The sequence below is a fragment of the Rhodococcus sp. AQ5-07 genome (assembly GCF_009707305.1).
In the GTDB taxonomy this organism is placed as follows: domain Bacteria; phylum Actinomycetota; class Actinomycetes; order Mycobacteriales; family Mycobacteriaceae; genus Rhodococcus_F; species Rhodococcus_F erythropolis.
The window spans coordinates 4,530,213-4,553,284 of sequence record NZ_CP046099.1; the positions used below are offsets into that span (position 1 = coordinate 4,530,213).

Here is a 23,072-nt window from a genome sequence, read left to right on the forward strand (position 1 = left end):
GACCGGGACTCCCTCGCAGGCGACGGGCGTGATGCCCTGGACGGGTGCGCCACGACATGCGCGTCGTCAACAGAAAGAGAACTGACCACCTCATGATTTCCGCCCCGACCGTCGAAGAAACCGGCCGCCTGCCGCTCGTGATCTACGTGCTGGCCGTCGGAGTTTTCTTGATGGGCACAACCGAATTCGTCGTCGCCGGCATTCTTCCCGAAATCGCGGGTGACCTCGGTACGTCGATCGCGAACGTCGGCCTGATGATCACCGTCTTCGCGGAATGATCGTCGGCACGCCGGCGATGGCGATCTTGACACTCAGGGTTCCCCGACGCGTGACCTTGAGCTCGGCGCTGGTTGTTTTCGCGATCGGACACGTCATCGTCGCGCTCTCGTCCAACTTCGGACTCATTCTCGGCGCCCGCTTCCTCACAGCCGTGGCGACGGGCGCATTCTGGGCAGTCGCCGCAGTGGTCGGAGCAAAAGCGGCCGGCCCGGCGTCTTCCTCGCGCGCGCTCGGCATCGTCTTGGGCGGAGGCATGCTCGCGAACGTCATCGGTGTTCCGCTCGGCGCTCTGGCCGGTCAGACCATCGGGTGGCGTGGTCCTTTCTGGGCCCTCGCCGCCCTCGCACTCGTCGCCGCGGCCGTCGTCCACCGATTGGTACCCGCCGACACCGACTCCGGTGCGGTGCCGTCCTGGCGAGCGGAGATCGCGAGCCTACGGGACGGACGCATCTGGCTCGTTCTGTCCGGTTGCGCCGTCGTGTGCGGGTCGTCGCTGGCGGCGTACAGCTTCATCTCTCCGCTGTTGACCGAGAACACCGGACTTGCTGCGTCGGCAGTGCCGCTAGTGCTTGTCGGCTACGGACTCGGTGCGTTCGTCGGCTCCAATCTCGGCGGTCGACTCGGTGCGAAGCATCAGTACGGGGTCTTGTTCGTCTCGGCAGCGATGACGTTTCTCGTACTCGGGGCGCTCTGCCTCTTCTCGCACAACGTGATCGTGACGGTGATTCTCGTAGTCATGCTGGGACTATTCGGCATGTCGACCAATCCCATCCTGATCGGGATGGCTGTGCGTTATGCCGATCAGGCGCCGACGATGGCTTCTGCTCTCAGCACCTCGTCGTTCAATCTGGGCACGGCGGTCGGCTCCTGGATCGCCGGGTTCGCGTTGGCCTCGAGTCTCGGTGCCACTGGGCCGGTGTTGGTAGGCACCGGCGTTGCCGCTCTCTACTTTCTGCCGCTGATGATCCTGTTGCGCAAGGAACGCACGAAGCGCACCGCCGTCGAAGTGGTCAACTGACGACCCGATCAACCGTCGCGCAGTTCGTCAGCCGTCCGTCAGCGACCGCTCCGACACGTGAGGCGCAGAGTCCGCATTCTCACTGGCTGCCAACGAGGCGAGTAGCTGCATCCGTTCCGCGGAGGGCGATCCGGGCTCTGCGGTGTAGATCGTGAGCGTCAACCCCGGCTCGGCGGCCATCTCCAAACCTTCGAAGGCAAGCGTCAGCTCCCCCACGGCGGAGTGGTGAAAAGTCTTGAATCCGGTGCCGTGATAGCGGACGTCGTGCGCGCCCCACCGACGCCGGAATTCCTCACTCCGAGTGCTGAGTTCACCGATCAGATCGTGCAATTCCTTGTTGTGAGGATCTCGCCCAGCCTCGGTTCGCAGAATCGAGACGGTCACCTCGGCAAACGCGTTCCAGTCCGGATAAAACTCGAAAGCCCTTTCGTCGAGGAACGTGAAGCGCGCGATGTTCGGGGGCTGCCCCGGCATGTCGTAGAGGTCCTTGTAGAACGCACGCGCGAGTGGGTTGACAGCAAGAAGATCCATGCGACCGTTCCGCACGAAAGCGGGTCCTGCGGTGACTGCGTCGAGCGTCCACTGGAGGCTCTGATGGGGCTTCCAGCCCTTCGCATTTCGCCGACGCGGGGGCCTGGCTACCGGGCTTGCCGCGTGCGCGAGATCAAATAGGTGGGCGCGCTCGGCGTCGTCGAGTCGTAGTGCCTTCGCGATACTGTCGAGTACTCCCGGCGATGCGCCGCTGATCGCTCCGCGCTCGAGCCTCGTGTAGTACTCGACGCTCACGCCAGCGAGGGTTGCCACTTCACTTCGACGCAGACCTTCCACGCGGCGGTTCGATCCGGCCGGCAGTCCAACTTGTTCGGGCGTGACTCGGGCGCGCCGCGAGGTCAGGAATTCGCGTACTTGCGCTCGATCGTCCATGCCATCGAGCGTAAGTCAGTGACCGGTAGCGAGGGAGTCCCTCGCAGTACCACTATCGCGCGGGACTCCCGCACGCCGCCAAATCGTGATCAGGTTGAAGTGACACGAAGAAACCGATGGTGAGGAGCCACGTCATGCGCGCTGTCGTCATGCATGCCCCCGGCGATGTCCGGGTCGAAGAGATCGATGCGCCGGTGATCGTCGAACCGACCGACGCGATCATTCGCGTTACAGCCACCTGCGTCTGCGGTTCCGACCTCTGGCCGTATCGCGGCATCGAAGAGCTGAATGGCCCGACGCCGATGGGACACGAATACGTGGGCGTCGTCGAACAGGTCGGCCCTGAGGTCAACGACATCGAAGTTGGGGACTTCGTCGTGGGCTCGTTCGTCGCGTCGGACAACACCTGCGAAATCTGCGAGGCGGGCTTTCAGTCTCGCTGTATCCACCAGGTCATGATGGGCTCGGTCGGCACCCAATCCGAATACGCTCGCATCCCGCTCGCGGACGGCACCCTCGTCCCTGTCCGCGGAGAGCCGACCGAGCGGCAGGCTCGCAGCCTCCTTGCAGCCTCCGACGTACTCGGCACCGGTTGGTTCGCCGCCGTAGCTGCGGAAGCCGGACCTGGCAAAACAGTCGCCGTCGTCGGCGACGGCGCAGTCGGACTCCTGGCGATCCTCGCTGCCAGACAACTCGGCGCCGAGCGGATCATCGCCATGTCACGTCACGCCGACCGGCAGGCACTCGCCACGCAATTCGGCGCCACCGACATCGTCGAAGAGCGGGGCGACGCGGGCATCGCGAAGATCAAGGAACTCACCGGCGGCTACGGCGCCCACTCGACCGTCGAAGCCGTAGGCACCCAAGAATCGATGATGCAGGCTATCGGAGCTACCCGCCCCGGCGGACATGTCGGCTACGTCGGGGTATCCCACGGCGTCGAACTCGACGGCATGAACCTGTTCTTCGCGACGGTGAGCCTGCTCGGCGGTCCCGCGCCGGTCAGGCGATTCCTACCCGAACTGATCGAGCTCATCATGACCGACCAGATCGACCCAGGCATCGTCTTCGACCTCACTCTCCCGTTGGAGGACGCCGCCGCCGGCTACCAGGCGATGGACGAGCGGCGCGCCACCAAAGTGCTACTCACCCTCTGACCGATACCAAAGGCTCACGAGACAGAACTGGGCTCTCCACGCCGATCGAGGAACGTCTCGGCTACCAACGAGAGGCGCTCTTGGTTTACCGAGCAGCATGTTCACTGATCACAGCGAATGCATATGACGCCGAAGGTGAGGATGGGTACTTCGATTGGTGCGCAGCCGCTTTGATCCAAGAGGATGCCACGCGACTGGTATGCACCCCCACCAGCGGAAACCGATTGTACGAGTGAATGTTTCAACGAGAGCGGCTCGGCGCTACTTTGTAGCAACGAAACTCGTCTCTACCTACGGTTGCGTACTGAATTCCTTGTGGGGCAGGCTTTCTTGTGTACTGCTGACGAGCCGTATCTGCTGACGAATCGTATTGCTGACGAACCAAGGTCGGAGAACAATGGGTCACTACAAAAGCAACGTGCGTGATATCGAGTTCAATCTGTTCGAGGTGCTCGGGATCGGCGAACTGTTGGATGCCGGCGCATACGGGGACCTCGACACCGACACTGTGCGCAACATTCTTGCGGAAGTAGCGAGACTGGCAGAAGGCCCGGTCGCCGCGTCCTTCGCCGACGCGGATCGGAACCCTGTCGAATTCGACGCACCCAATCACGCAGTTGTGGTCCCGGAACCTCTACGCAAGACGGTCGAGGCGGTGAACGAGGCCGGTTGGTCGCGACTCGGCCTACCAGAAGGCATGGGTGGTGTTCCTGCTCCGGCACCGTTGGTCTGGGCGATCGGCGAAATGTTGGTCGCGGCAAACGGATCCGCAAGCTTTTTCAACATGGGTCCACTGATGGCGAGCGTGCTCTACACCATCGGAAACGAACAGCAAAAACACTGGGCCAAAGAAGGATTCGAACGCGGATGGGCCGGAACGATGGTGCTCACCGAACCAGACGCCGGATCCGATGTAGGCGCAGGCCGAACAAAGGCGATCGCGCAGGACGACGGCACGTGGCACATCGAGGGCGTCAAGCGATTCATCTCCGGCGGTGACGTCGGAGACACGGCCGAGAACCTCTTCCACTTGGTGCTTGCCCGGCCCGAGGGAGCCGGTCCAGGAACCAAAGGTTTGAGCCTGTTCTACGTTCCGAAGTCCCATTTCAACTCGGACACACTTGAACTGGGAGAGCGCAACGGTGTGTACGTCACCGGCGTCGAGCACAAGATGGGCCTCAAGTCTTCCCCAACTTGCGAGCTCACCTTCGGAGCGACGGACGTTCCTGCCGTCGGCTGGCTCGTGGGTGATGTCCACAACGGTATCGCCCAGATGTTCCAGGTCATCGAGAATGCTCGAATGATGGTGGGCACCAAGGCGACCGGAACACTGTCCACCGGCTATCTCAACGCCCTCGAGTACGCAAAAGAACGAATTCAAGGCGCAGACCTCACCGAGCTGACAAACAAGACCGCGCCCCGCGTGGCCATTACGCACCACCCCGACGTCCGACGCAGCCTGGCGATGCAGAAGGCCTACGCCGAAGGCCTCCGAGCGGTCTACCTCTACACCGCTGCACACCAGAATGCCGATGTCGCCGAGTTGGTTTCGGGTGCGGATGCCGAATTGGCGGCGCGGGTCAACGATCTGCTGCTGCCGATCGTCAAGGGCGTCGGCTCCGAGAAGGCCTACGAACTGCTCACCGAGAGCCTGCAGACCCTGGGCGGCTCCGGTTATCTTCAGGACTACCCCATCGAGCAGTACATCCGCGATGCCAAGATCGACACCCTGTACGAGGGCACCACGGCGATCCAGGCGCAGGACTTCTTCTTTCGAAAGATCGCACGCGACCGCGGCGTTGCACTCGCTCACGTAGCCGGTCGCATACGAGAGTTCATCGACAGTGAGGCCGGGAACGGTCGTCTCAAGGCCGAGCGAGTCCTACTCGAGACCGCCTTGACCGACGTGCAGGAGATGGCCGGGACGCTCACCGGGTATCTGATGGCTTCCCAGGACCAACCCTCCGAGTTGTACAAGATAGGCCTCGGCTCGGTGCGCTTTCTGTACGCGGTAGGCGACCTGCTCATCGGATGGCGCCTGTTGGTGCAAGCGGAAGTCGCGTTGGCAGCCTTGGACCGTGACGCGTCGGCAAAGGACCGATCGTTCTACCGGGGCAAGGTGGTGATCGCGTCGTACTTCGCCAAGAACATCCTGCCCATCCTGGCGTCGACCAAAGAAATCCTGGGTTCCCTGGACAACGAGATCATGGAACTCGAGGAAGACGCATTCTGACAACGTGCCATAGTGAAAGCAGCCCTGATACGTACATGCAGAACTGCGTGTGGACGGTGTCGATGCTCGATGACGGTCAGTGCCACCTCGCGCTCGACGCTGGACCACAGCCAAAGGGCAAGAGTGCAGGAACCAGTCCCCTGATCGGCGTCAGGGTCGTCGGGCCGCACATCGAACAGCCTGTACAGGAGTTGACGGCCCTGATCGCCGGCGAAGTCCAGGACGAGCTGGCCGGCGGATTTCCCTTTGTGCACTGGCCCATCGAGAAGGACCGACTCTTGATGCCGACATTGCGTGGCGGACGCGCGGTATGGGTGGTTCGCAGCGCTGATCGCATTGTCTCCGAGATCGGCGAACTCTGCCCGAGATGAGAATGCTTGCTGCGTGATTCAAACGTGGTCGTGAACCGGTGACGGAATCTTGTTGGAACGATACGAGTCTCCGCTCCGGTTCGGCCGCCAGAGACGCCAGTGTTTCGCGGACAACCGGAACGGGAGATGGTCTTGTAGGTGACGAGCACCGGACGACAACCGTTCGTCTGCAGGCAGGTTGAGCCACAGGGACAGTGAGGATGTCGCGTTGCCGAGGGTTGCGCGTATGCCTGACTCGCCGAGAATCCGGCCGTATCCATCTACGGCAAAACGGCCGAACGCGTCGGGGGTGATGTCGGGGTACGGCGCGCGCGTGTTGGGGTCGATCAGGCGTACGGGCGCGCTGCAGGTCAGTGCCGCCACAGAACGTCCGTGGGTTGTAACCGCATCGCAACCAACGAGGGCATCGAGCGCTTCGTTGACAGAACCAGGTGGGACGTTCCATTCGGTATGGGTTTGCGCTTTGTAGCGGGGCCCACCGAAGAGCTCGGTAGCGAACGATGACAACTGCGCGGTCGGCTCGGATGGCCCACTCTGGTAGATCTCGAACGTCCACGACGGCAACGACACTGGTTCGGTGCAGGATTCCAGGAACGTCTGCAGCCGCTGAAATGCAACATCGGGACGCTTGACTCGAAGCGAGTGTGCACCACCGGCGGACCCGGGCAACCCGTCGTATGTCACTACTTCCGGCAATCCGGCTTCCGGTGTCCGCGCCGTCACAGGTTAGCCAATCGCGAAATCACTACCCCGGCTGGTTCCTCCGTCGCGTGGCGATAGCCGGTGCCGGCCCACAGGTGCATTCGCTCGGGATCTGCCTGCGCAACAGCGGCTTTGCGCATCGGGTTGGTCAGGTGATGGATGGCCGGATACCCGATGGGCGCTTGTGCGTCGTAGCGATCGATGAACTCGTTCCGAAGTGCCCGTGCAGGACGTCCCGTGAAAGCTCTTGTGACGACCGTGTTCCCGCGTGACGTGTCGGCCAGAGCGGCCTTGTGCGGAGCCGAGGCACCACTCTCCTCGGTGCGCAGCAGTACGGTACCGACCACTGCCGCGTCCGCTCCGGCACGTAAGGCTGCAGCGACGTCGGCGGAGGTCGCCAGTCCACCGGCCGCCAATAGCGGAACCGACGTGCGGTGCCGGATCTGAGCGATCAGTTCGGTGATCGGTGTTTCTGCCGGAACCTGCAGGGGAGTGAGCGTTCCGGAGTGGCCGCCGGCAGCCGACGATTGCACGACAAGCAGATCGGCACCGGCGTCGACGGCAAGGAGCGCCTCTGCCTCCGAAGTCACAGTGAGGACGACAAGTGAACCGGCAGCGCGCAGCGCCTTGATGACGCCGGGTGCGGGAAAGCCGAAAGTGAAGCTGACCACCGGAACCGGGCTGGCCAGGAGCAGATCGATCTTGTCCTCGAAGTAGTCGTCGTCTTCGACCGGCTCACCGTCAGCCAGTGTGATGCCGTAGCGATCCGCCTCGACCTGGATCGCCCTGGTATAGGCACGGTAGGCATCGACGTCGACAGGCACCGGGTTGGGCGCAAAGACGTTGACACCGAACGACACTCCCTCGGCGCGCACGGTGTCGATCTGGTCGGACAGAGCCTGAGGCGTCTTGTACCCGGCGGCGAGGAATCCGAGACCGCCTGCGCGAGAGGCAGCAGCAACAAGTGCCGGTGTGGAAGCGCCGCCGGCCATGGGCGCTGCGATGACAGGGACCTTCAGGTCGAGATCGGTTGTGAGTGCGCTCATTCGAACATCTCCAGTCCTACGTCGGGTAGTGCTCCGGCGGTTTCGTCATCTGACATCAAAAACTACCTCCTCAGTCGAGGTGGCCGTCCGAGGGTCCGCATCGAGATCGGAAGGGAATCGGAACCGCAAGGCCGCGGCGGCCACTGCTGCGCACAGAACGACGGCCGCACCCAACAGCAGAGCGTCGCGATACCCGTCTCGCAGCAACGGAGTGACAACGAGTGGGCCGAGAATCTGACCGACGCTGTATCCAGCGGTCAGCAACGCCACGGCGCGTGGGAACTGCAGGTGCGCGCCGATTGCCAACACAATTGACCCGATACCAAGGAAGGTGACACCGAACAGGAAAGCTGAAATCAGTGCGGGGCCGACGCCTCCGATCACAGCAGGAAGCGCTATGCCCACCGCCTGAATCAACAGGGCAACGAGAAGCAGAGTCGGCCTCGACCAACGCAGGCTGAGCCAAGCCCACAGGGCGCACGAGGGAAATGCGGCCAGACCGACCACTATCCAAGCGCCGCTGCCGACCCATTCTGGAGCGGCGAGATCGATTGCGGCAACAAGGAACGTGCCCGCGATGATGTAGCCGATGCCTTCCAGGAAATAACTGATGAACAAGGCAGTGAACCCGCGTTGGGAACTGGGGGTTCCCGGCGCGTCCGGTGTGATGGCCGGACGCGGTTCCGGCGTCAATCCCCAGGCTGCGACCACACACACCACTGCAAGGGCCGCAGATGCCAGCCAGGCTGTACTCCAGGTACCGATGAAGCGGACGACGAACACGAGGACCCCGGACAGGGCGATACCCAACCCAACTCCGCCGAATCCCCATCCGGCCAGGAATTGGGACTGCCCCCGAAGGTGCGCGTGCAAAGCGCTGACGGCGATCATGAAGACGAGGGCACTGGCAATGCCTGCGACGAGCCGCAGGGCGATCCAGATGGATCCGTCGTGGGTAGTGGGCATGAGCGCCAAAGTCGCGATGAGGACCACCAACGACGTACGCATCACCGCTGCCGAGCGCACCACGCCGGGAATGAGGATTCCCGCGAGCGCGCCGATCAGGTACCCGATGTAGTTGGCCGTCGCCAGGGTGGCGCCGAGCGAGGCGGACAGACCGGCCTGCGTGTGCATCAACGGCAGGATCGGTGTGTAGACGAATCGACCGATTCCCATGCTCGCCGCCAGCGCAGCGGCAGCTTGGACAGCGTGCGCTCGCGGGGAGACGCCGTTGTGGACTGTGGTCATGGTCTTATCGTGTGCCCCGGCCGCGCCGGACCGCCACGACCGCTTTACTCCTGACTGATAGGCACAACCTCCCACCGCACGTAGCATGAAGGATCGTGGAGCTGCGTCAGCTGAGATATTTCGAGGTCGTCGCCGAGGAACTGCACTTCGGCCGAGCCGCGGCACGACTACTGATAGCCGGGCCGTCATTGTCGCAGCAGATCATGGCACTCGAACGCGACCTCGGCGTCAAGCTGTTCGTCCGCGACCGTCGTTCCGTCGCTCTGACGCCAGCCGGCGCGGCCCTGCTCCCGGATGTCCGTGCGCTACTCGAGAGTGCCGAGAATCTGCGACGCCGCGCGGAGCGTCTGTCCGGAGCGGAGCCCGTCCGGATCGGCTACGTCAATTGGATTCCCGCCGATCTGATCGCGCGTACCTCGGGGGTCGCGCAACTGCACGTCGACGCCTGGGTGGTGCCTTCCCACGCGCAGGCCGCGCGGGTAGCGGACGGCAGCCTCGACCTGGCGATCGCCTGGGTGCGGAAAACCGATGTCGCCCAACATGCTCTGAGCGCGAAACTGCTCGGTGCGGATCGGCTCTACGCGGTCTCCACCGGAGAGGACACCACACCGGTGCGGGCACGCGACGTCGTCGTACTCGTCGACGACGACACCACCTCCTGGTATTCGTGGAACGTCTACGCCGAAGAATTCGCTCGCGATACCGGCGCACAGATCCTGCGCATCAACGACGGTGGTATCACCGGTCCGGCATTCTTCGATCACGTCCGTGCCGTCGGCCGTCCGGTCGTCAACTCGCCCAAAGGGCAGACCATCACGTTGCCAAGCGATCTCACTGCACGTCCGGTGATCGACCCCGCGGCGATCTGGACGTGGTCACTCCTGTGCCGCGAGAACGAAACGCGCCCTGCAGTTCTCGCGGCCGTCGACGCTCTCACCCGCGGCGTCACTGATCTCGAAATCCACGAAGACGGGATATGGCTACCCATGGACGATCCTTACCGGAGGACTCGATGACACGACGCGCTATTCGAGTTTTCTGGGGACGACGGCCGGAATCGGTGCAGGCCGTGGCCTCCCGGTGGCGTCGGACGTTGGAGCAAGTCGAATTCCTGTTGCCCGAGGTGGTCGGCGGGTCGTGGCAACAGATCCATTCCACTGGACCTGCTACTGCCGTGACCGTCGACCAGTTGGCGCAGGTCCTCGAGAACGCGCAGGCCGCCGAAGACTGGTCGGATCGTCTGGGAATCGGATTGAGGCTCGCATCCAGTGGAGGGTCCGAATGGGGGCTCGAACTCTCCGGGTTGGCGGGCGGCGAACCTGAAATCGTCCTTCAGTCGATGATTCTTGCCGTCAGCGCGCCGGACACCGCCGAAGTTCCTGAGACAGACCTACTTCGGATGCTCGCCGCGGAGTGGGAACCGGACTTCGGAGACGTCACCGACGACAACATCCTCGACGCTCTCGAAGACGAGTCCGACTATCGCGTCGGTGATCCCGTGATCGGCCGAGTCGGCTACCTCTCGTCCGCTCGCGCTGACGCGATCCCGGATGACCTGGCAGCAGGCGTTGCCGCGTTACCGGGCGGCGGCGTGTTGCTACAGATCGGGGCCGTCTATGGGGTCGTTCGGGCGTACGAGCGCCTGCGCGAGACCGGCGCACTCGATCCGCTTCCGCGTCCACTGGACCGCGCAGTCCTCTGAAGACGGTTACCGTTCGTCGAGTTTGGGTAGCCCGGGCGTCGGAACGAACTCTCACCGCGGCACTACCGCCGAAAAATGAACCGAAAGGCCCACCGCATGGTTGACGTCACCCGCAAATTCACCGCCGAGGTACCGATCGAAAAGGCTGCGGCGTTTCTCCGCGACTTCGCCAATGCGCCGACGTGGGATCCGGGCACCGAGAGCTGCACGCAGATCTCCGACGGTCCTGTCGGCGTCGGAACCCAGTGGCACAACGTGTCCAAGCTGTTCGGCGTCACCACGGAACTGACGTACACGCTGGTGACCGACGAGCTGAATCACGTTGTTCTCGAAGGAAAGAACAAGACTGCCACCAGTACCGACGACATCACCTTGACTTCGGTGGGTCCGAACTCGACCGAGATCGAATATCACGCGAACGTCGAGTTCAACGGTGCCGCCAAGATTGCGTCGCCTCTCCTGAAGGCGGGATTCGAAGCCAAAGTGGCACCAGAGACGGTGAAGAAGATGACGGAAGCCCTCGAAGCTCTCTGACAAGTCCGTCAGGTTCTTGTCACTGTGTGTTGCCGCCGCTCGCGCCACCGTTGCGAGCTTCGATGGCATCGATGGACTTCGTGAACGACTTTCCCAGCACTTGGGTGCCGACGAGTCCGAGTACCGACGCCAGGAGTTTTCCCTTGAGGTTCTTGCCGTCCCGGACCACGACGGCATCGACATCGGTCAGGCCCGTCGGCTGCCGGGTCAGCGTGTAGGTATGGCTCGACGCCCCGCCCCACAGGTTGGAGTCGGTGGTTGTCATCACGACGCGGTGCGGGTCGGTCCAGTCGTAGTGCAGACGCTCCCAGATACCACTGGAGCCCTCGGTGACATCAGCATCGTGGGGTCCTTGTTGGTGCACTTTCAGGTAGCTGTCCGCACTGCGGCCGAAGATTTCCTCACGGCCCGGGCCGAAGTCGGTCAGGCCTGCAAGGACCTGTTCGGGCGTCGCAGTGGTCGTCTTGTGAAGATGGATCGTGGTCATGGCGCCTTCTTTCAACTGTGGATGATCCGGTGCTGAAAAAGCCGGGGAGTGACTCATCCAGCACACCACTCACACGAAATGAATGAAAGAGAATTGCTCGCCCCGTCTCGATCCGCTGTCTCGATCCGCTATTCGACGCCGCGCCGGCTGGCAGTGATTGCGCCGTGCGGCCTGTAACCGCTCCCCGTCCGGGTATGGGTCTCGATCACGTCGAAACCCGCTGTGACCAGCACCTCGGCGAGTTCGGTCACCGGCCATCGATAACCAGTCGTCGCGGCGTGATCGAAAGGCTCTACCGTTGCGCCTTCGAAGAAGCCGACTAACAATCCACCGCCTGGGCGGATCACGCGCGCGAATTCAGCGAGCGGTGCCTCGATATCTTGCGGGTGATGGTGAATGAGCGAGTACCAGGACAGCACGCCGCCCAGTGAATTCGTTCTCGCGCCCAATGCCTCGAAGCCCCCGACCTCGAAGGAAAGATCCGGGTATTGGTTGCGTGCTCGTTCGACGAACTCAGGCACGAGATCGATCCCGCTCACAGCCAGCCCGCTCTGGGCCAGGAAGTCTGTCCACTGCCCCGGCCCGCACCCGGCGTCGAGTACGGGGCCGGTCAAAGTGGCGGCCCAGCTGGTCACCAGGTCCCGATCAGATACGTGCGTCGAATCCATCGAGCCGAAGAGGTCCGCGTACTCCTGGGATCTGGCCGAATACGACTTTCGGACTACGTCGCGGCGCGTTGCACTCGAATTCTCCACGCCGTCAATAATTATCGATGTGCACGATTCCTTCGCCACAACTCGCCGAACCGAAGGTTCATACTCTGTTGAAGGCCTACGGTCACGACCGGAAACTGAGGTCACACGGTGGAAGAGAAAGAACTGGCGGCGAAGATCCGCGAACTACTCAGTGCCCGATCGGCCGAGTCGAGCATCTGCCCCTCCGACGTGGCCCGCGCAGCGGCACCCGACAATTGGCGTCCGCTGATGGACCCCGTCCGAGAGGCTGCCCGCCACATGGTGGCCGACGGCGAAGTACAGATCACCCAGGGCGGCGAAGTCGTCGACCCGGAATCCGTACGAGGTCCGATCAGGATTCGGTGGGCTCGTTGATCAACCGCGTGACTTCTGGCGGCACTGCTCTCGCAGCGTGAATCAGCGGAAACGGTCCAGATGCTCACGCAGGAACGCATCCAGGCTTCGTGGCTCACGCCCCAGGACACGTGCCACCGTGTCGGTGGGTGACTCCGGGCGCGAGACGGCAAGTTGCTGGATCTCCAGAATGTGCTCGGCCAGCCACGGAGGCATGTGGGCATGATCGACGAGGTTTTGCCGCAGTTCGTGCGGTGCCAGGTCGATATATTGGACGGGGCGATCGAGCATGCGGGTCAGAGAATCGGCGATGCCGCCGTAGCCGACTGCCTCGCTACCCGTCAGGACGTAGGTACCGCCGGCGAGGTCGGCGCGTGTGAGCACGGCCGCGGCGACGTCACCGATATCTCGGCAGTCGATCCAGTTGCACGGCGCGTCCCGCATCGCGCCCAGAATCACCCCTTGCGCAGCCACCGCCGGAGCCAGGAGCAACAGATTCTGCATGAACGCATAGGGGCGGAGCAGAGTGTGGCGGATCCCGGATGCGCGCAGGTGTTCGCCGACGGCATGGTGGCCGCGGGAGAGAGCGATAGGGGAGTCGGCCGCGGCGGCGGGATCGGAGATCTTGACGATGTGTTCGACGCCGCTCTCGGCGGCTATGTCGATCACACGCGTTTCAAGCTCGACCTGTTCGAGTCCGTTGGCCATGGCGAGGAAAAGTTGTTCAGCCCCTTCGAAAGCCGTGCGTAGCGAAGTTGAGTCTGCGGCATCGGCCGACACTACTTCGACCAAACCGTCGGCCAAATCGCCGAGGTGGGCGCGCAGCCTGTCCGGGTCGCGGGACAGCGCTCTGCTCGGCACACCCGAGGATGCGAGACTGCGTAGCAACGCGCCGCCTGTGGTTCCGGACGCTCCCATGATGACGATCATCTTGTTCCTTTCGGTCTTCCCCGCGAAGCCGGGGATCTTTGACATGTGTTGTCTGTCATGGATTCTGACGGCGCCATCGCCAGCTGACGATGACGGCAGCCACAGCGGCAGATATCGGTAGATCGAGTTGCAGGCGAGCAAGCCGAGCGGTGTCGACCACACTCGTGTGAGCTGGTAGCCAACGGGAGGCGAACCACCCGACGAGGCCAGCAATTGCAGCGGCTCCGACGGCAAGAATTGCCGCCACCATGATGCGAGGCAGGGCCGTGGTCCACGGCCGTGACCTCCCGCGACGCTGCAGCCAGGAGCCGATCAGCAACGCCACCACTGCCGACGTGCCCGCAATGGACGTAAATGCCGCCATCGTGAGGCCCGGTTGGCCGGATGCGACTCCGCCCGCACCCGCCATCAGCGCAGGGGCAAGGTAGGCGACCAGCACCTCTCTCCACAGGGTGAAAGGTCGTGCGGCGCGACGATCGGTAACCGGGACGCGTCGATTGGAATCGGTTATCTCCCTTTTGTTTTCGCGACGGATCGGCGGGGTGAGTCCGGACATGAAGGAGACCAACTTTCCGATTTTAATTAGGTGGCTAACTATTTGGGCATGGAGAGAGAAGCCTTTGTCGAGAATTGGCGACGATTCGAATCGCTACACGAATGCCTGGAATCCCGGCCGACTACTCCGCAGTCAGCGCACCGATACCGCGAACGACCCGCGAGAGCAGATCCAGAAAAACCGCACGCTCGTCGACAGTGAGCTCGTCGACCATTTCCTCGAGACGAGCAAAGTGTTCGGGCGCCATGTCACGTAAACGCTGAGCGCCGCGAGCAGTCAGGACGACCACCGCACCACGCCCGTCCTCCGCGGACGGACGCCGAGCGACCAAACCCTCCTGCTCGAGGCCGTCGACCAGCCCGGTCACCGTGGCTCGCGAGACGCCGAGATCAGCGGCCAGTCGCGAGGGAGATTTCTCCCCGTCGTGGTCTTCCAGATCCGCAAGCAATCGGTAACGGCCGGTCGACAGTCCATACCTCGCGAAGTGAACCTCGGTTGCTCGACCGAGCCGCGCGCCCGCCGAGATCAGCCGCACCGCAACCAGCACCGCCTGCGGATCGGACCCGAGGCCGTAATGCTCCAACTGCCGCCGCGCCTGATCCAACGTGGGTGAGTCGTGATCGGTTCCGTCCACTGCCATGCAACTAATATGGCACCTAACTACATTCTGGTCAACCCTTCACCAGAGCGAGTGTCAACGCTGCCTAAGCCGTGCGCGAGTTGCAACAGGTCCAGATCGGCGTGACTGCGAGCCAGAACCTGTATGCCCATTGGCAGCCCCTCAGAATTGAAGCCTGCAGGCAGGCTGATGGCCGGCACGCCGAGAAGCGTTGCGATTGTTGCAACCTCCATCCACCGGTGGTACGACGACATGGCCCTGCCGTCGATCGATGTGGGCCAGTCCATTTCGATGTCGAACGGAAACACCTGGACACTCGGTAGCACGATGAAGTCGTACGTATCGAAGAGAGTCAGGAACGCGTTGTACATCGCGGTGCGCTTCACCGAAGCCTCGTAAACGTCCAGCGCCCCGATGGGCGGACGCCCATCCGTTCCATCGACCAGGCCCTCCACCTCATATCGAGCTTCGGGCTTGAGCGCCGCCCGCGTGACCGCGTTGTAGTAGAGAGGGTACAGCTGAGAGCCGGCGAGCCAGTGCCGGAACGTCAGCCACAGCGGCCAGAGATCCTCATTTCCGTTGAACCCGCCCGCTTTCGGCAGACCATGTTGTGAATCCATCTCGATTCCAAGCGCTTCGAAGATCGGTAGTGATGATTCACAGAGATCGAGCACTCCCGACTCCATCGGGAGATACCCACCGAGGTCACCCATCCACACTGCCCGTGCGCCGGAGAAATCTCGCTCCAACGTCGACGCCAGGCCTCCGTCCGAGTCGATGGACAACGGAGTGCGCGGATCGTATCCCGACATCGTTTGCAACAACATCGAGAGATCTGTAGCGGTGCGCGCCATCGGTCCGGGAACCCCCGCCTGTTGCACGAACACATCCGGCCCCTTCGCGGGTACGCGGCCGAAGGATGGACGAAGTCCGAGAATGTTGTTCCAAGCGGCTGGATTTCGAAGTGATCCCATGAAATCACTGCCGTCCGCTACCGGAACCATGTGGAGAGCCACTGCGACGGCAGCACCACCGCTACTTCCGCCCGCCGATCGGCTCGGGTCGTAGGCGTTGCCGGTTGCACCGAAGATCTCGTTGTAGGTGTGTGAGCCCAGACCGAATTCCGGAACATTGGTCTTGCCGACGAAGATCGCTCCCGCGTCCCGTATTCGAGCAACGTGAATCGAATCACTTTGCGCTGCAGGAATGTCGAACTCACCCCGAAAGAACCCGCGAGTCGTCTTGAATCCCGCCACATCGGCAGTGTCCTTGACCGCATGAGGGAACCCGTGCATCCATCCCATATCCTGGCCATCGGCCAGGAGCTTGTCGTGCTCTTGTGCCTCCTGCACCAATTCCTGTCGTGGGCGAAGACTGACAATCGCGTTGACCGAAGGGTTCACGGACTCGATCCGGTCGAGATAGGCATTCATCACCTCCTCGCATGACACTTGCCGATCATGAATTGCCGCCGACAAATCGGATGCGTCGAGTCGAACGATCTCGTTTCCAACGGGCAAAGTGGGCTGTGAAGACTTCAAGTGATGCTCCTCGAGTCGGTGCTGATCAGTAGTTCGGTGAATTGGAGCGCGGGCCGGTTTACATCGGTACCGCCACAGGGGATTCCCCGATGCGACTGAAGTGCGTCAGCCGTCCACTCAGGCGCTGTTCGGACGTCTCTCTCAGAGAGGAGACCAGCGCGGCACGTAATGACTGGCCGACGCGTTCACAGAATTGGTCAGGTTCGTCGGCGGCATCGGGATACTCGGGTATCACCGCATGCACAATGCCGTCTGCCAGTAGATCTGTTGATCGAATGTTCTGCGCCGAGACCATCTCCGGCGCATGGACGATGTCGCGGTAGATGATCGCGCTTGCACCTTCCGGCGGTAGCGGGGACAACCAACTGTGCTGAGCGGCGAGAATGCGGTCCGCCGGCAACAGCGCCAGTGCGCCTCCACCCGCCCCCTGGCCGAGGAGCAGCGATACCGTCGGCGTCCTCAGCGCCAGGAGTTCTGCCAGGCACTTCGCAATTTGGTTCGAAAGTCCGCCTTCCTCAGCTTCTTTCGACAGATTCGCGCCGGGTGTGTCGATGACTGTCACGAGCGGCAGGTCAAGCTCTCGGGCAAGGCTGATTCCCCGGCGCGCCTGACGCAGCGATGCCGGGCCGAACGACTGTTGTCCGGTCTGGGCACGGCGATCCTGCCCGAGCAGAACGCACGAGATGTCCCCGAAGCGGACCAACGCAAGAATCAGAGCGGGGCTCTGTTGGCTTTGCCCGGTTCCATTCAGGAGCACCATGTCTGAAGCTGAATGGCCAAGTAGCTCGCGGACGCCCGGCCGTCCGGAACGGCGGGACGCAAGGACCGTTTCCCAGGCGGGTGTCGCGGGGTCACTGACATTCGGAAGCGCCAGTCCGCGCTCGTCAAGTGTCGGGCGCGAGGTCAAAACCCGCAGTAGCACGTCCAGTGTCTCCGCGAGCTTGTCAGGAGAGCACACTGCATCCACCAGCCCGTGCGCGTGGAGGTTCTCGGCCGTCTGGACCCCAGGTGGAAACGCGACGCCGTACAAAGTTTTGTACACCCTGGGACCGAGGAACCCGATGAGCGCCCCGGGCTCCGCGATCGTCACGTGACCGAGCGAGCCCCAGGAAGCGAAAACTCCACCTGTGGTGGGATTTCGGAGATACACCAAGTAGGGAAGGTGGGCTTCCTTGTGCGCGGTGACAGCGGCGGTGATCCTGACCATCTGAAGGAACGCCGTCGTTCCCTCCTGCATCCGTGTTCCACCGGAAACCGGCAGGGCGACAAGGGGTAGTGCTTCTCTCGTCGCCCGCTCGATGGCATCGACGAGGCGTCCGCCGGCCGCTACACCGATCGACCCCGCCAGAAATCCGAACTCACAGATCAGTACCGCGACTCGGCGTCCACGTACCGTTGCGGACCCGGTCATCACGGACTCGTCCAGTCCGGTCCGCTCGCGCGCCGCGGCCAGTTCGTCCGTGTACGCACCACGCGCCATGCTCTGACGGACACTCGAATCCCACGACTCCCACGAGTCAGGATCAAACGTGAGATCGATCAACTCGTGTGCCGTCAGACGATTCATTGCCTTGCTCTCCTAGCCATTTCATGATTTCTTCGCCATCCGCACCGAGCACAGGAGGCGGTCGATGTGCGGTTCGGGTGACCTCACTTCCGTCAGGATCGAAGAACCGCAACGGTGGTCCCGGGATGGTCAGCCTCCCGAGCGTTCGATGATCGACGTCGACGAGGAGCCCCTGCGAGCGGGTCTGTTCCCACTCGTAGACCTCACGCAGGTTTCGGACTTTTCCTGCCGGAACGCCGGTGGCCTCCAGCTTCGTCAACAGTTCTTCGGTCCCGTAGGCCCCGAAGACCGCTTCGACCAATTCGTTGACCTTCTTACGGTTCTCGACCCGTTCCGGGTTGGTCGCCATACCGTGTGTATCCGGGTCGATCCAGAATCCGTCGCAGAAACGTTTCCACAGACCTTCACTGCCGACTGCGATCTGTACAGCACCGTCTGCCGTCGGAAATAGTCCGTACGGACAGATCGACGGATGATGATTGCCCTGAGCCTCGCCGATCTCCCCTGCGACGGTCCATCTCGTCCCCTGAAAAGCATGCACCCCGACAACACTCGCCAGCAGGGAGGTTCGGACAACTTGTCCCCTGCCCGTCACCTCCCTCTCTCGAAGTGCTGCAAGAATTCCGAACGCTCCGTGCACTCCCGCAAGGAGATCGGCGATAGGAACGCCGACACGTTGTGGGTCATCGGGTGACGAACCGGTCAGAGACATCAATCCGGCTTCACCTTGGGCGATCTGGTCGTACCCGGCGCGACCACCTTCAGGACCGTCATGGCCGAATCCGCTGATCGACAGCACGACCAGTCCGGGGTTGATCTCCGCTAACCTTTCCATCGGGAATCCCAGGCGGTCCATCACGCCGGTGCGAAAATTCTCGATCAGAACGTCGGCGCGTGCGATCAGGGCTGTGAGAGTTCGACAACCGTTCTCGGACTTCAGATCCAAGGCGATTGATTCCTTGTTTCGGTTTGCCGACAGGAAGTACGTCGATTCACGTTCGCCACGGGCGGGGTCGACAAAAGGTGGACCCCACCCACGCGTGTCGTCTCCACCGTCAGGTGTTTCGACCTTGACGACGCGCGCTCCAAGATCCCCGAGCATCATGGCCGCATGCGGACCGGCCAGTGCCCTGCTCAGATCCACGACGACTGTACCTGCAAGCGGTCCTTGATAATTCGGTGTCACTGCTGCTTCTGCCGGCACTGCCAAATCCTCTCGGGCGATGGGAGACCTGCTCCGTATCTGTGAGCTAAACACTGGAAGGAGAGAGGGATTCGGAAACTTCTCCAGCAGCAGTGAGGTCCTTTCCTTTCGACTCGGGCAGGAAGAAGATCACGGTAGCGACCGAGATCGCCATCAGAACAATGGCGTACCAGTTGAAGACGCCGGGAATTCCCTTGTCGGCGAAGAAAGCCTGGAGATACGGCGTCGTGCCACCGAAAATTGCGACGGCAAGGGAAGTCGGCAATCCGATTCCCACCGCACGCATGCGAGTCGGGAACATCTCGGAGAACACAGCAGGACCGATGGACACGGTGCCGGCCATGAATACCAGGGCAATTGCCATCGCCACGAACAACTGCCACGCCTGCCCCCGAATGATGGAGGTGAGCGGAAACAGCAAGGTGATCATCATGATTCCCGAGAAGATCAGAACCGGGCGCCGGCCGACGCGATCCGAGACGGTTCCCCAAACAGGCAGCATGATGATGAACACCACGTTGGCGGCGGCTCCCGCCCACATTGCTCCCGATGGATCCACGCCGTGGACACTGATGGCATACGCCGGAGTTGCCACGGCCCACACGTAATAGTTGACCGTCGATCCAACCGTCATGGCGGCGACTCGCACCAGCAGGCGACGGTGTTCACGGATCTGCGACCACAGCGAGGGCTTGGCCTGCTGCGATTCCGACTTCTGTGATTTGGCAGATGATTCGAAGATCTCTGTTTCCTGCAACCGTGATCGCAAGTACAGCGCGAACAGTCCGAAGACACCGCCGAGCACAAACGGAATTCGCCAACCGTAACTGCTCATTTGGGCGTCGGTGAGGATTCCCGAGAGGACCGCCGCCAGAACTGCGCCGCAGATGATGCCGATGGTTCCGGAGAAGTAGATCAAGCTGGCCCACAAGCCACGCTTCTCTCGCGGCGCCATCTCCGAGATATACGTATTGGCCGAAGGCAACTCTCCGCCATGAGCAAGACCCTGGATCATTCGACACGTCACCAACACGACGGCAGCCCAAGCCCCGATCGTCTCGTGCGTTGGGGTCAGTCCGATGATCAGACTCCCCACTGCGGCGAGTCCGACTGCCACCGTCATCGAAAACTGTCGGCCACGGCGATCCGCGATCAATCCGAATAGCACTCCACCGAAAGGACGAGCGACGAACCCGACAGCGAAGACTCCAAAAGTCTTCAGCAGATCGGACATCGGGCTTCCGCTGGCAAAGAACTGTGGCGCGAAGAACACCGCGAAAAGCGCGTAGATGTTCCAGTCGAACCACTCCATCGCGTTGCCGGTGCCGATTCCGAACAGAACCTTGAGGTTCTTCTTCCTCGACGAGGGCGGTGTGGTTTCTTTGTGGTGATCGCTCATCGTGTGCCTCCAGCGGTGACGGCCAACTTTTCGACGGCCAGTGCCGAATAGACCGAGGCCGCATCCCCGAGCACACCCTCGAAGAACTGTGCACGCGGCGAATGGTTTGTCGGAGCAGCGACCGGATCGCAGCCCGGCATTGCAGCTCCGAGCCCGATGAACGCTCCCGGGACTCTGTCCAAGACATAGGAGAAGTCCTCGGAACTACTTGTCGGCCTTGGCGATTCCAGGTAATGCTCCTCGCCGAGCAATTCGCGGATCACGCCCTCACTGAACGCAACTTCCTCCGCATTGTTGACGGTCAAGGGGAACTGGGCACGGAAGTCGATGTCCACCTCTACGCCGTGCGCGGCGGCAATGCCCTCCAGTCCACGGCGAATCACTGCGCCGAGTTGTTCCTCGTTCTCAGCCGACCAGTGACGGACGGTGGCACCGAAATGTGCGGAATCGGGGATCACGTTGTTTGCCGTGCCCGCATCCACGACACCCACGGTGATGACAACCGGATCGAATGCGTCGAAATCCCGTGTCACGATGACCTGCAGCGACGTGATCATCTGCGCCGCAGCCGTGATCGGGTCCTTCGCGCGGTGCGGCGACGAACCGTGACCGCCCGCGCCCCGCACCGTCACGTCGAGCGTGTGCGACGCCGACATGATCGGCCCCGGCCTACTCACGAAGAGTCCGGCCGGGATCCCGTTGGCCATGACGTGCAGTCCGTACGCGTAGTCGGCACGGCTCCCTGATGCATCCAACACGCCCTCGTCGATCATGTTCTTGGCCCCACCCCAGCCCTCTTCACCGGGTTGGAACATGAACACGACGTCACCGGCCAAGTGATCGCGGTGATGTGAGAGCAGCCTTGCCGCGCCGACCAATGCGGTTGTGTGCAAGTCGTGTCCACACGCGTGCATGGCTCCGTTCGTGGAGGCGAAGTCCACCCCGGTGCGCTCGTCGACCGGAAGCGCGTCCATGTCGGCTCGCAGCAGCACCGTCGTCGTATCGCCTGAATCCCTTGCTGCACCTCGCAGAACGGCTGTAACCGAGGTGCTCGAAGTTCCGGTGGAGATCTCGAGTGGGAGACCCTGCAGCGCTTCGAGCACCCGCTCCTGGGTTCGTGGCAGCTCGAGACCGATCTCCGGCTCACGGTGTAACTTGTGCCGCAGCGCGACGAGGTCGCCCTGCATCTCGTCTGCGTCATCTTTCAGGTTCACAGAATTTGGCCTTTCATTGGCAGGGGAAGACTCGCGAAGTTCCGGAGACAGACGCAGGTGCGATCTGCAGTTCTTGCAGCCCGGCACGGTGTGTCGTAGGTAACGATCTAGATAGCTATGATGAAGCTTCCCTTAGGAATGATCGAGAATTCGCAGGAATTTCGCATGAGTGATGAACCAATGAAGGAATTCGACATGCTCGACGCGGCGGACCAGGCAATGGTTCACGCTTTGCAGATCAACCCGAGGGCAAGTTGGGCGCAGATCGGGAAAGCTCTCGAGCTCGACCCGGTGACGCTGTCGCGTCGATGGATCCGTCTGGTCGACCGCGGTGCAGCGTGGATAGGGTGCAATCCTGGCCCGATCCTGGCCGCCTCCGGTCTGGGAAACCTTGCCTTCGTGGAAATCGACTGCGTCAACGGCAGCGTGCAAGCCGTGGCGCACGCGCTCAGTGAGCAGCGGATGGTGACCGGCATCGAACACGTGACGGGCGCACGAGATCTGCTGGTCACGGTGATGGTGACGGATTTGAGCGTCCTGTCGCAGTGGGTCACCGAGGAGTTGGGTGCCATTGCCGGCGTCGTATCGAGCCGCATCCAGCTCGCCGGGACGATCTACACCGGCGGTAGTCGGTGGAGGTTGCGTGCGCTGAGTTCGAGTCAGGCAGATGCGCTGGCCGCAACGCGCATCACGGTCGATCACCACGGCGCATTTCGGCCGACAGACATGGACCGACGCATCATGGTTGCACTGTCGGTGGACGGACGCGCCTCGTACACCGAGTTGGCCGAGGAATGTGGCGCCAGCATCGACACGATTCGACGACGCGCGCGGCGCCTCTTTGCCGCTGGAATGGCACGACCCCGCTGCGAAGTGGCCCGCCCCCTCTCCGGAAGCCAAGTGACCGTCATCCTCTGGGCCCAGGTTTCACCGTCTCAGATCGGCCATGCTGCACTGACGATCTCGGCTATGCCCGAGGTCCGCCGGTGCACGGGGGTCACTGGTCGCGACAACTTGCTGATTGTCGCGTGGGCACGGTCCGTGGACGACGCGCAACGGCTCGAAGGTCGGTTGTGCGAAGCACTACCCGGGCTCTCGATCGCAGATCGCGCGATCTCGCTGTGGACGATGAAGCTCAACGGTCATCTACTCGACGAGCGAGGGTACCGCGTGGGAGCGGTACCGATCAGCCCCGGTGAACCGGCCCGTCGCAGTGTGGAACCTTCCAGCTCGATCTGAATGTTGCGCTCTTC

The 23,072-nt window shown here is 62.4% G+C and carries 24 protein-coding genes; 10 read left to right on the forward strand and 14 right to left on the reverse strand.

Features of this window, described 5'->3' with window-relative positions; all coding sequences use genetic code 11:
* The first annotated feature begins 92 nt into the window (after positions 1–92).
* Positions 93–278, forward strand: a complete 186-nt coding sequence (locus GJB56_RS31690; protein ID WP_230091035.1) for a hypothetical protein — start codon at positions 93–95, stop codon at positions 276–278.
* Entirely contained in the window at positions 275–1,297 is a 1,023-nt protein-coding gene (locus tag GJB56_RS21165; RefSeq protein WP_230091036.1) for an MFS transporter, read from the forward strand. The genes GJB56_RS31690 and GJB56_RS21165 overlap by 4 nt, the downstream gene beginning before the upstream one ends.
* Positions 1,298–1,324: 27 nt before the next feature.
* Here the strand turns inward: GJB56_RS21165 and GJB56_RS21170 are convergent, their stop codons facing one another.
* A complete protein-coding gene (locus GJB56_RS21170) occupies positions 1,325–2,221 on the reverse strand; it encodes a helix-turn-helix transcriptional regulator (protein ID WP_113682802.1) in 897 nt (298 codons plus the stop codon).
* A gap of 134 nt (positions 2,222–2,355) precedes the next feature.
* Between GJB56_RS21170 and GJB56_RS21175 the strand changes: the two genes are divergently transcribed.
* From GJB56_RS21175 to GJB56_RS21185, 3 genes are all read left to right on the forward strand, one after another.
* Complete coding sequence (locus tag GJB56_RS21175) at positions 2,356–3,378, forward strand: zinc-dependent alcohol dehydrogenase family protein (protein ID WP_021333263.1); 1,023 nt, start codon at positions 2,356–2,358, stop codon at positions 3,376–3,378.
* A gap of 397 nt (positions 3,379–3,775) precedes the next feature.
* The gene (locus tag GJB56_RS21180; RefSeq protein ID WP_021333262.1) at positions 3,776–5,611 is read left to right on the forward strand and encodes an acyl-CoA dehydrogenase; all 1,836 of its coding nucleotides are present in this window, start codon (positions 3,776–3,778) and stop codon (positions 5,609–5,611) included.
* A 35-nt stretch (positions 5,612–5,646) separates the two neighbouring features.
* The gene (locus GJB56_RS21185; protein ID WP_230091037.1) at positions 5,647–5,982 is read left to right on the forward strand and encodes a hypothetical protein; all 336 of its coding nucleotides are present in this window, start codon (positions 5,647–5,649) and stop codon (positions 5,980–5,982) included.
* Positions 5,983–6,000: 18 nt separating this feature from the next.
* On the opposite strand, the gene GJB56_RS21190 is transcribed toward GJB56_RS21185, so the two are convergent.
* Genes GJB56_RS21190 through GJB56_RS21200 form a run of 3 tightly spaced genes read right to left on the reverse strand, consistent with a single transcriptional unit; the run spans position 6,001 to position 8,978 of the window.
* Positions 6,001–6,705 carry a hypothetical protein gene (locus GJB56_RS21190; RefSeq protein ID WP_019745987.1) on the reverse strand — a complete coding sequence of 235 codons (705 nt, stop codon included), beginning with the start codon at positions 6,703–6,705 and terminating at the stop codon, positions 6,001–6,003.
* The gene (locus tag GJB56_RS21195; protein WP_113682803.1) at positions 6,702–7,730 is read right to left on the reverse strand and encodes an NAD(P)H-dependent flavin oxidoreductase; all 1,029 of its coding nucleotides are present in this window, start codon (positions 7,728–7,730) and stop codon (positions 6,702–6,704) included. Before GJB56_RS21195 ends, GJB56_RS21190 begins: the two co-directional genes overlap by 4 nt.
* 45 nt (positions 7,731–7,775) lie before the next feature.
* Positions 7,776–8,978 (reverse strand): YbfB/YjiJ family MFS transporter, encoded by a 1,203-nt coding sequence (locus GJB56_RS21200; RefSeq protein WP_019745989.1) that lies wholly within the window; start codon positions 8,976–8,978, stop codon positions 7,776–7,778.
* 95 nt (positions 8,979–9,073) lie between these two features.
* Between GJB56_RS21200 and GJB56_RS21205 the strand changes: the two genes are divergently transcribed.
* The 3 genes from GJB56_RS21205 (at position 9,074) to GJB56_RS21215 (ending at position 11,214) form a co-directional block, all read left to right on the forward strand.
* Positions 9,074–9,994, forward strand: coding sequence for a LysR family transcriptional regulator (locus GJB56_RS21205; protein ID WP_113682804.1), 921 nt, complete (start codon positions 9,074–9,076; stop codon positions 9,992–9,994).
* A complete protein-coding gene (locus GJB56_RS21210) occupies positions 9,991–10,680 on the forward strand; it encodes a hypothetical protein (protein WP_113682805.1) in 690 nt (229 codons plus the stop codon). The genes GJB56_RS21205 and GJB56_RS21210 overlap by 4 nt, the downstream gene beginning before the upstream one ends.
* A gap of 96 nt (positions 10,681–10,776) precedes the next feature.
* Complete coding sequence (locus tag GJB56_RS21215) at positions 10,777–11,214, forward strand: SRPBCC family protein (protein ID WP_007735601.1); 438 nt, start codon at positions 10,777–10,779, stop codon at positions 11,212–11,214.
* 19 nt (positions 11,215–11,233) lie between these two features.
* Here GJB56_RS21215 and GJB56_RS21220 read toward each other — a convergent pair whose 3' ends face one another.
* Positions 11,234–11,701: a hypothetical protein gene (locus GJB56_RS21220; protein ID WP_020971317.1), complete on the reverse strand. Its 468-nt coding sequence runs from the start codon at positions 11,699–11,701 to the stop codon at positions 11,234–11,236.
* Positions 11,702–11,829: 128 nt separating this feature from the next.
* Positions 11,830–12,456 carry a class I SAM-dependent methyltransferase gene (locus GJB56_RS21225; protein ID WP_195849553.1) on the reverse strand — a complete coding sequence of 209 codons (627 nt, stop codon included), beginning with the start codon at positions 12,454–12,456 and terminating at the stop codon, positions 11,830–11,832.
* Between the two features lie 108 nt (positions 12,457–12,564).
* Here GJB56_RS21225 and GJB56_RS21230 point away from each other — a divergent pair, with 108 nt between their 5' ends.
* A complete protein-coding gene (locus tag GJB56_RS21230) occupies positions 12,565–12,810 on the forward strand; it encodes a DUF3253 domain-containing protein (RefSeq protein ID WP_046379624.1) in 246 nt (81 codons plus the stop codon).
* A gap of 42 nt (positions 12,811–12,852) precedes the next feature.
* Here the strand turns inward: GJB56_RS21230 and GJB56_RS21235 are convergent, their stop codons facing one another.
* The 8 genes from GJB56_RS21235 to GJB56_RS21270 all read right to left on the reverse strand — a co-directional run bounded on the left by GJB56_RS21235 (position 12,853) and on the right by GJB56_RS21270 (position 21,819).
* Positions 12,853–13,764, reverse strand: coding sequence for an NmrA family NAD(P)-binding protein (locus tag GJB56_RS21235; protein ID WP_230091038.1), 912 nt, complete (start codon positions 13,762–13,764; stop codon positions 12,853–12,855).
* A 10-nt stretch (positions 13,765–13,774) separates the two neighbouring features.
* Entirely contained in the window at positions 13,775–14,275 is a 501-nt protein-coding gene (locus GJB56_RS21240; RefSeq protein WP_046379625.1) for a hypothetical protein, read from the reverse strand.
* A 121-nt stretch (positions 14,276–14,396) separates the two neighbouring features.
* On the reverse strand, positions 14,397–14,915 hold the full coding sequence (locus GJB56_RS21245) for a MarR family winged helix-turn-helix transcriptional regulator (protein ID WP_003943230.1): 519 nt from the start codon (positions 14,913–14,915) through the stop codon (positions 14,397–14,399).
* A gap of 20 nt (positions 14,916–14,935) precedes the next feature.
* Complete coding sequence (locus tag GJB56_RS21250) at positions 14,936–16,435, reverse strand: amidase (RefSeq protein ID WP_326839305.1); 1,500 nt, start codon at positions 16,433–16,435, stop codon at positions 14,936–14,938.
* A gap of 58 nt (positions 16,436–16,493) precedes the next feature.
* Positions 16,494–18,002, reverse strand: a complete 1,509-nt coding sequence (locus GJB56_RS21255) for a carboxyl transferase domain-containing protein (RefSeq protein WP_020971322.1) — start codon at positions 18,000–18,002, stop codon at positions 16,494–16,496.
* On the reverse strand, positions 17,959–19,206 hold the full coding sequence (locus tag GJB56_RS21260) for a CaiB/BaiF CoA transferase family protein (protein WP_019746000.1): 1,248 nt from the start codon (positions 19,204–19,206) through the stop codon (positions 17,959–17,961). The genes GJB56_RS21255 and GJB56_RS21260 overlap by 44 nt, the downstream gene beginning before the upstream one ends.
* Before the next feature lie 46 nt (positions 19,207–19,252).
* Positions 19,253–20,605: an MFS transporter gene (locus tag GJB56_RS21265; RefSeq protein WP_113682807.1), complete on the reverse strand. Its 1,353-nt coding sequence runs from the start codon at positions 20,603–20,605 to the stop codon at positions 19,253–19,255.
* Positions 20,602–21,819 carry a M20 metallopeptidase family protein gene (locus GJB56_RS21270; protein WP_113682808.1) on the reverse strand — a complete coding sequence of 406 codons (1,218 nt, stop codon included), beginning with the start codon at positions 21,817–21,819 and terminating at the stop codon, positions 20,602–20,604. The genes GJB56_RS21265 and GJB56_RS21270 overlap by 4 nt, the downstream gene beginning before the upstream one ends.
* Before the next feature lie 165 nt (positions 21,820–21,984).
* Here GJB56_RS21270 and GJB56_RS21275 point away from each other — a divergent pair, with 165 nt between their 5' ends.
* Positions 21,985–23,058: an Lrp/AsnC family transcriptional regulator gene (locus GJB56_RS21275; RefSeq protein ID WP_230091039.1), complete on the forward strand. Its 1,074-nt coding sequence runs from the start codon at positions 21,985–21,987 to the stop codon at positions 23,056–23,058.
* Positions 23,059–23,072 lie beyond the last annotated feature (14 nt).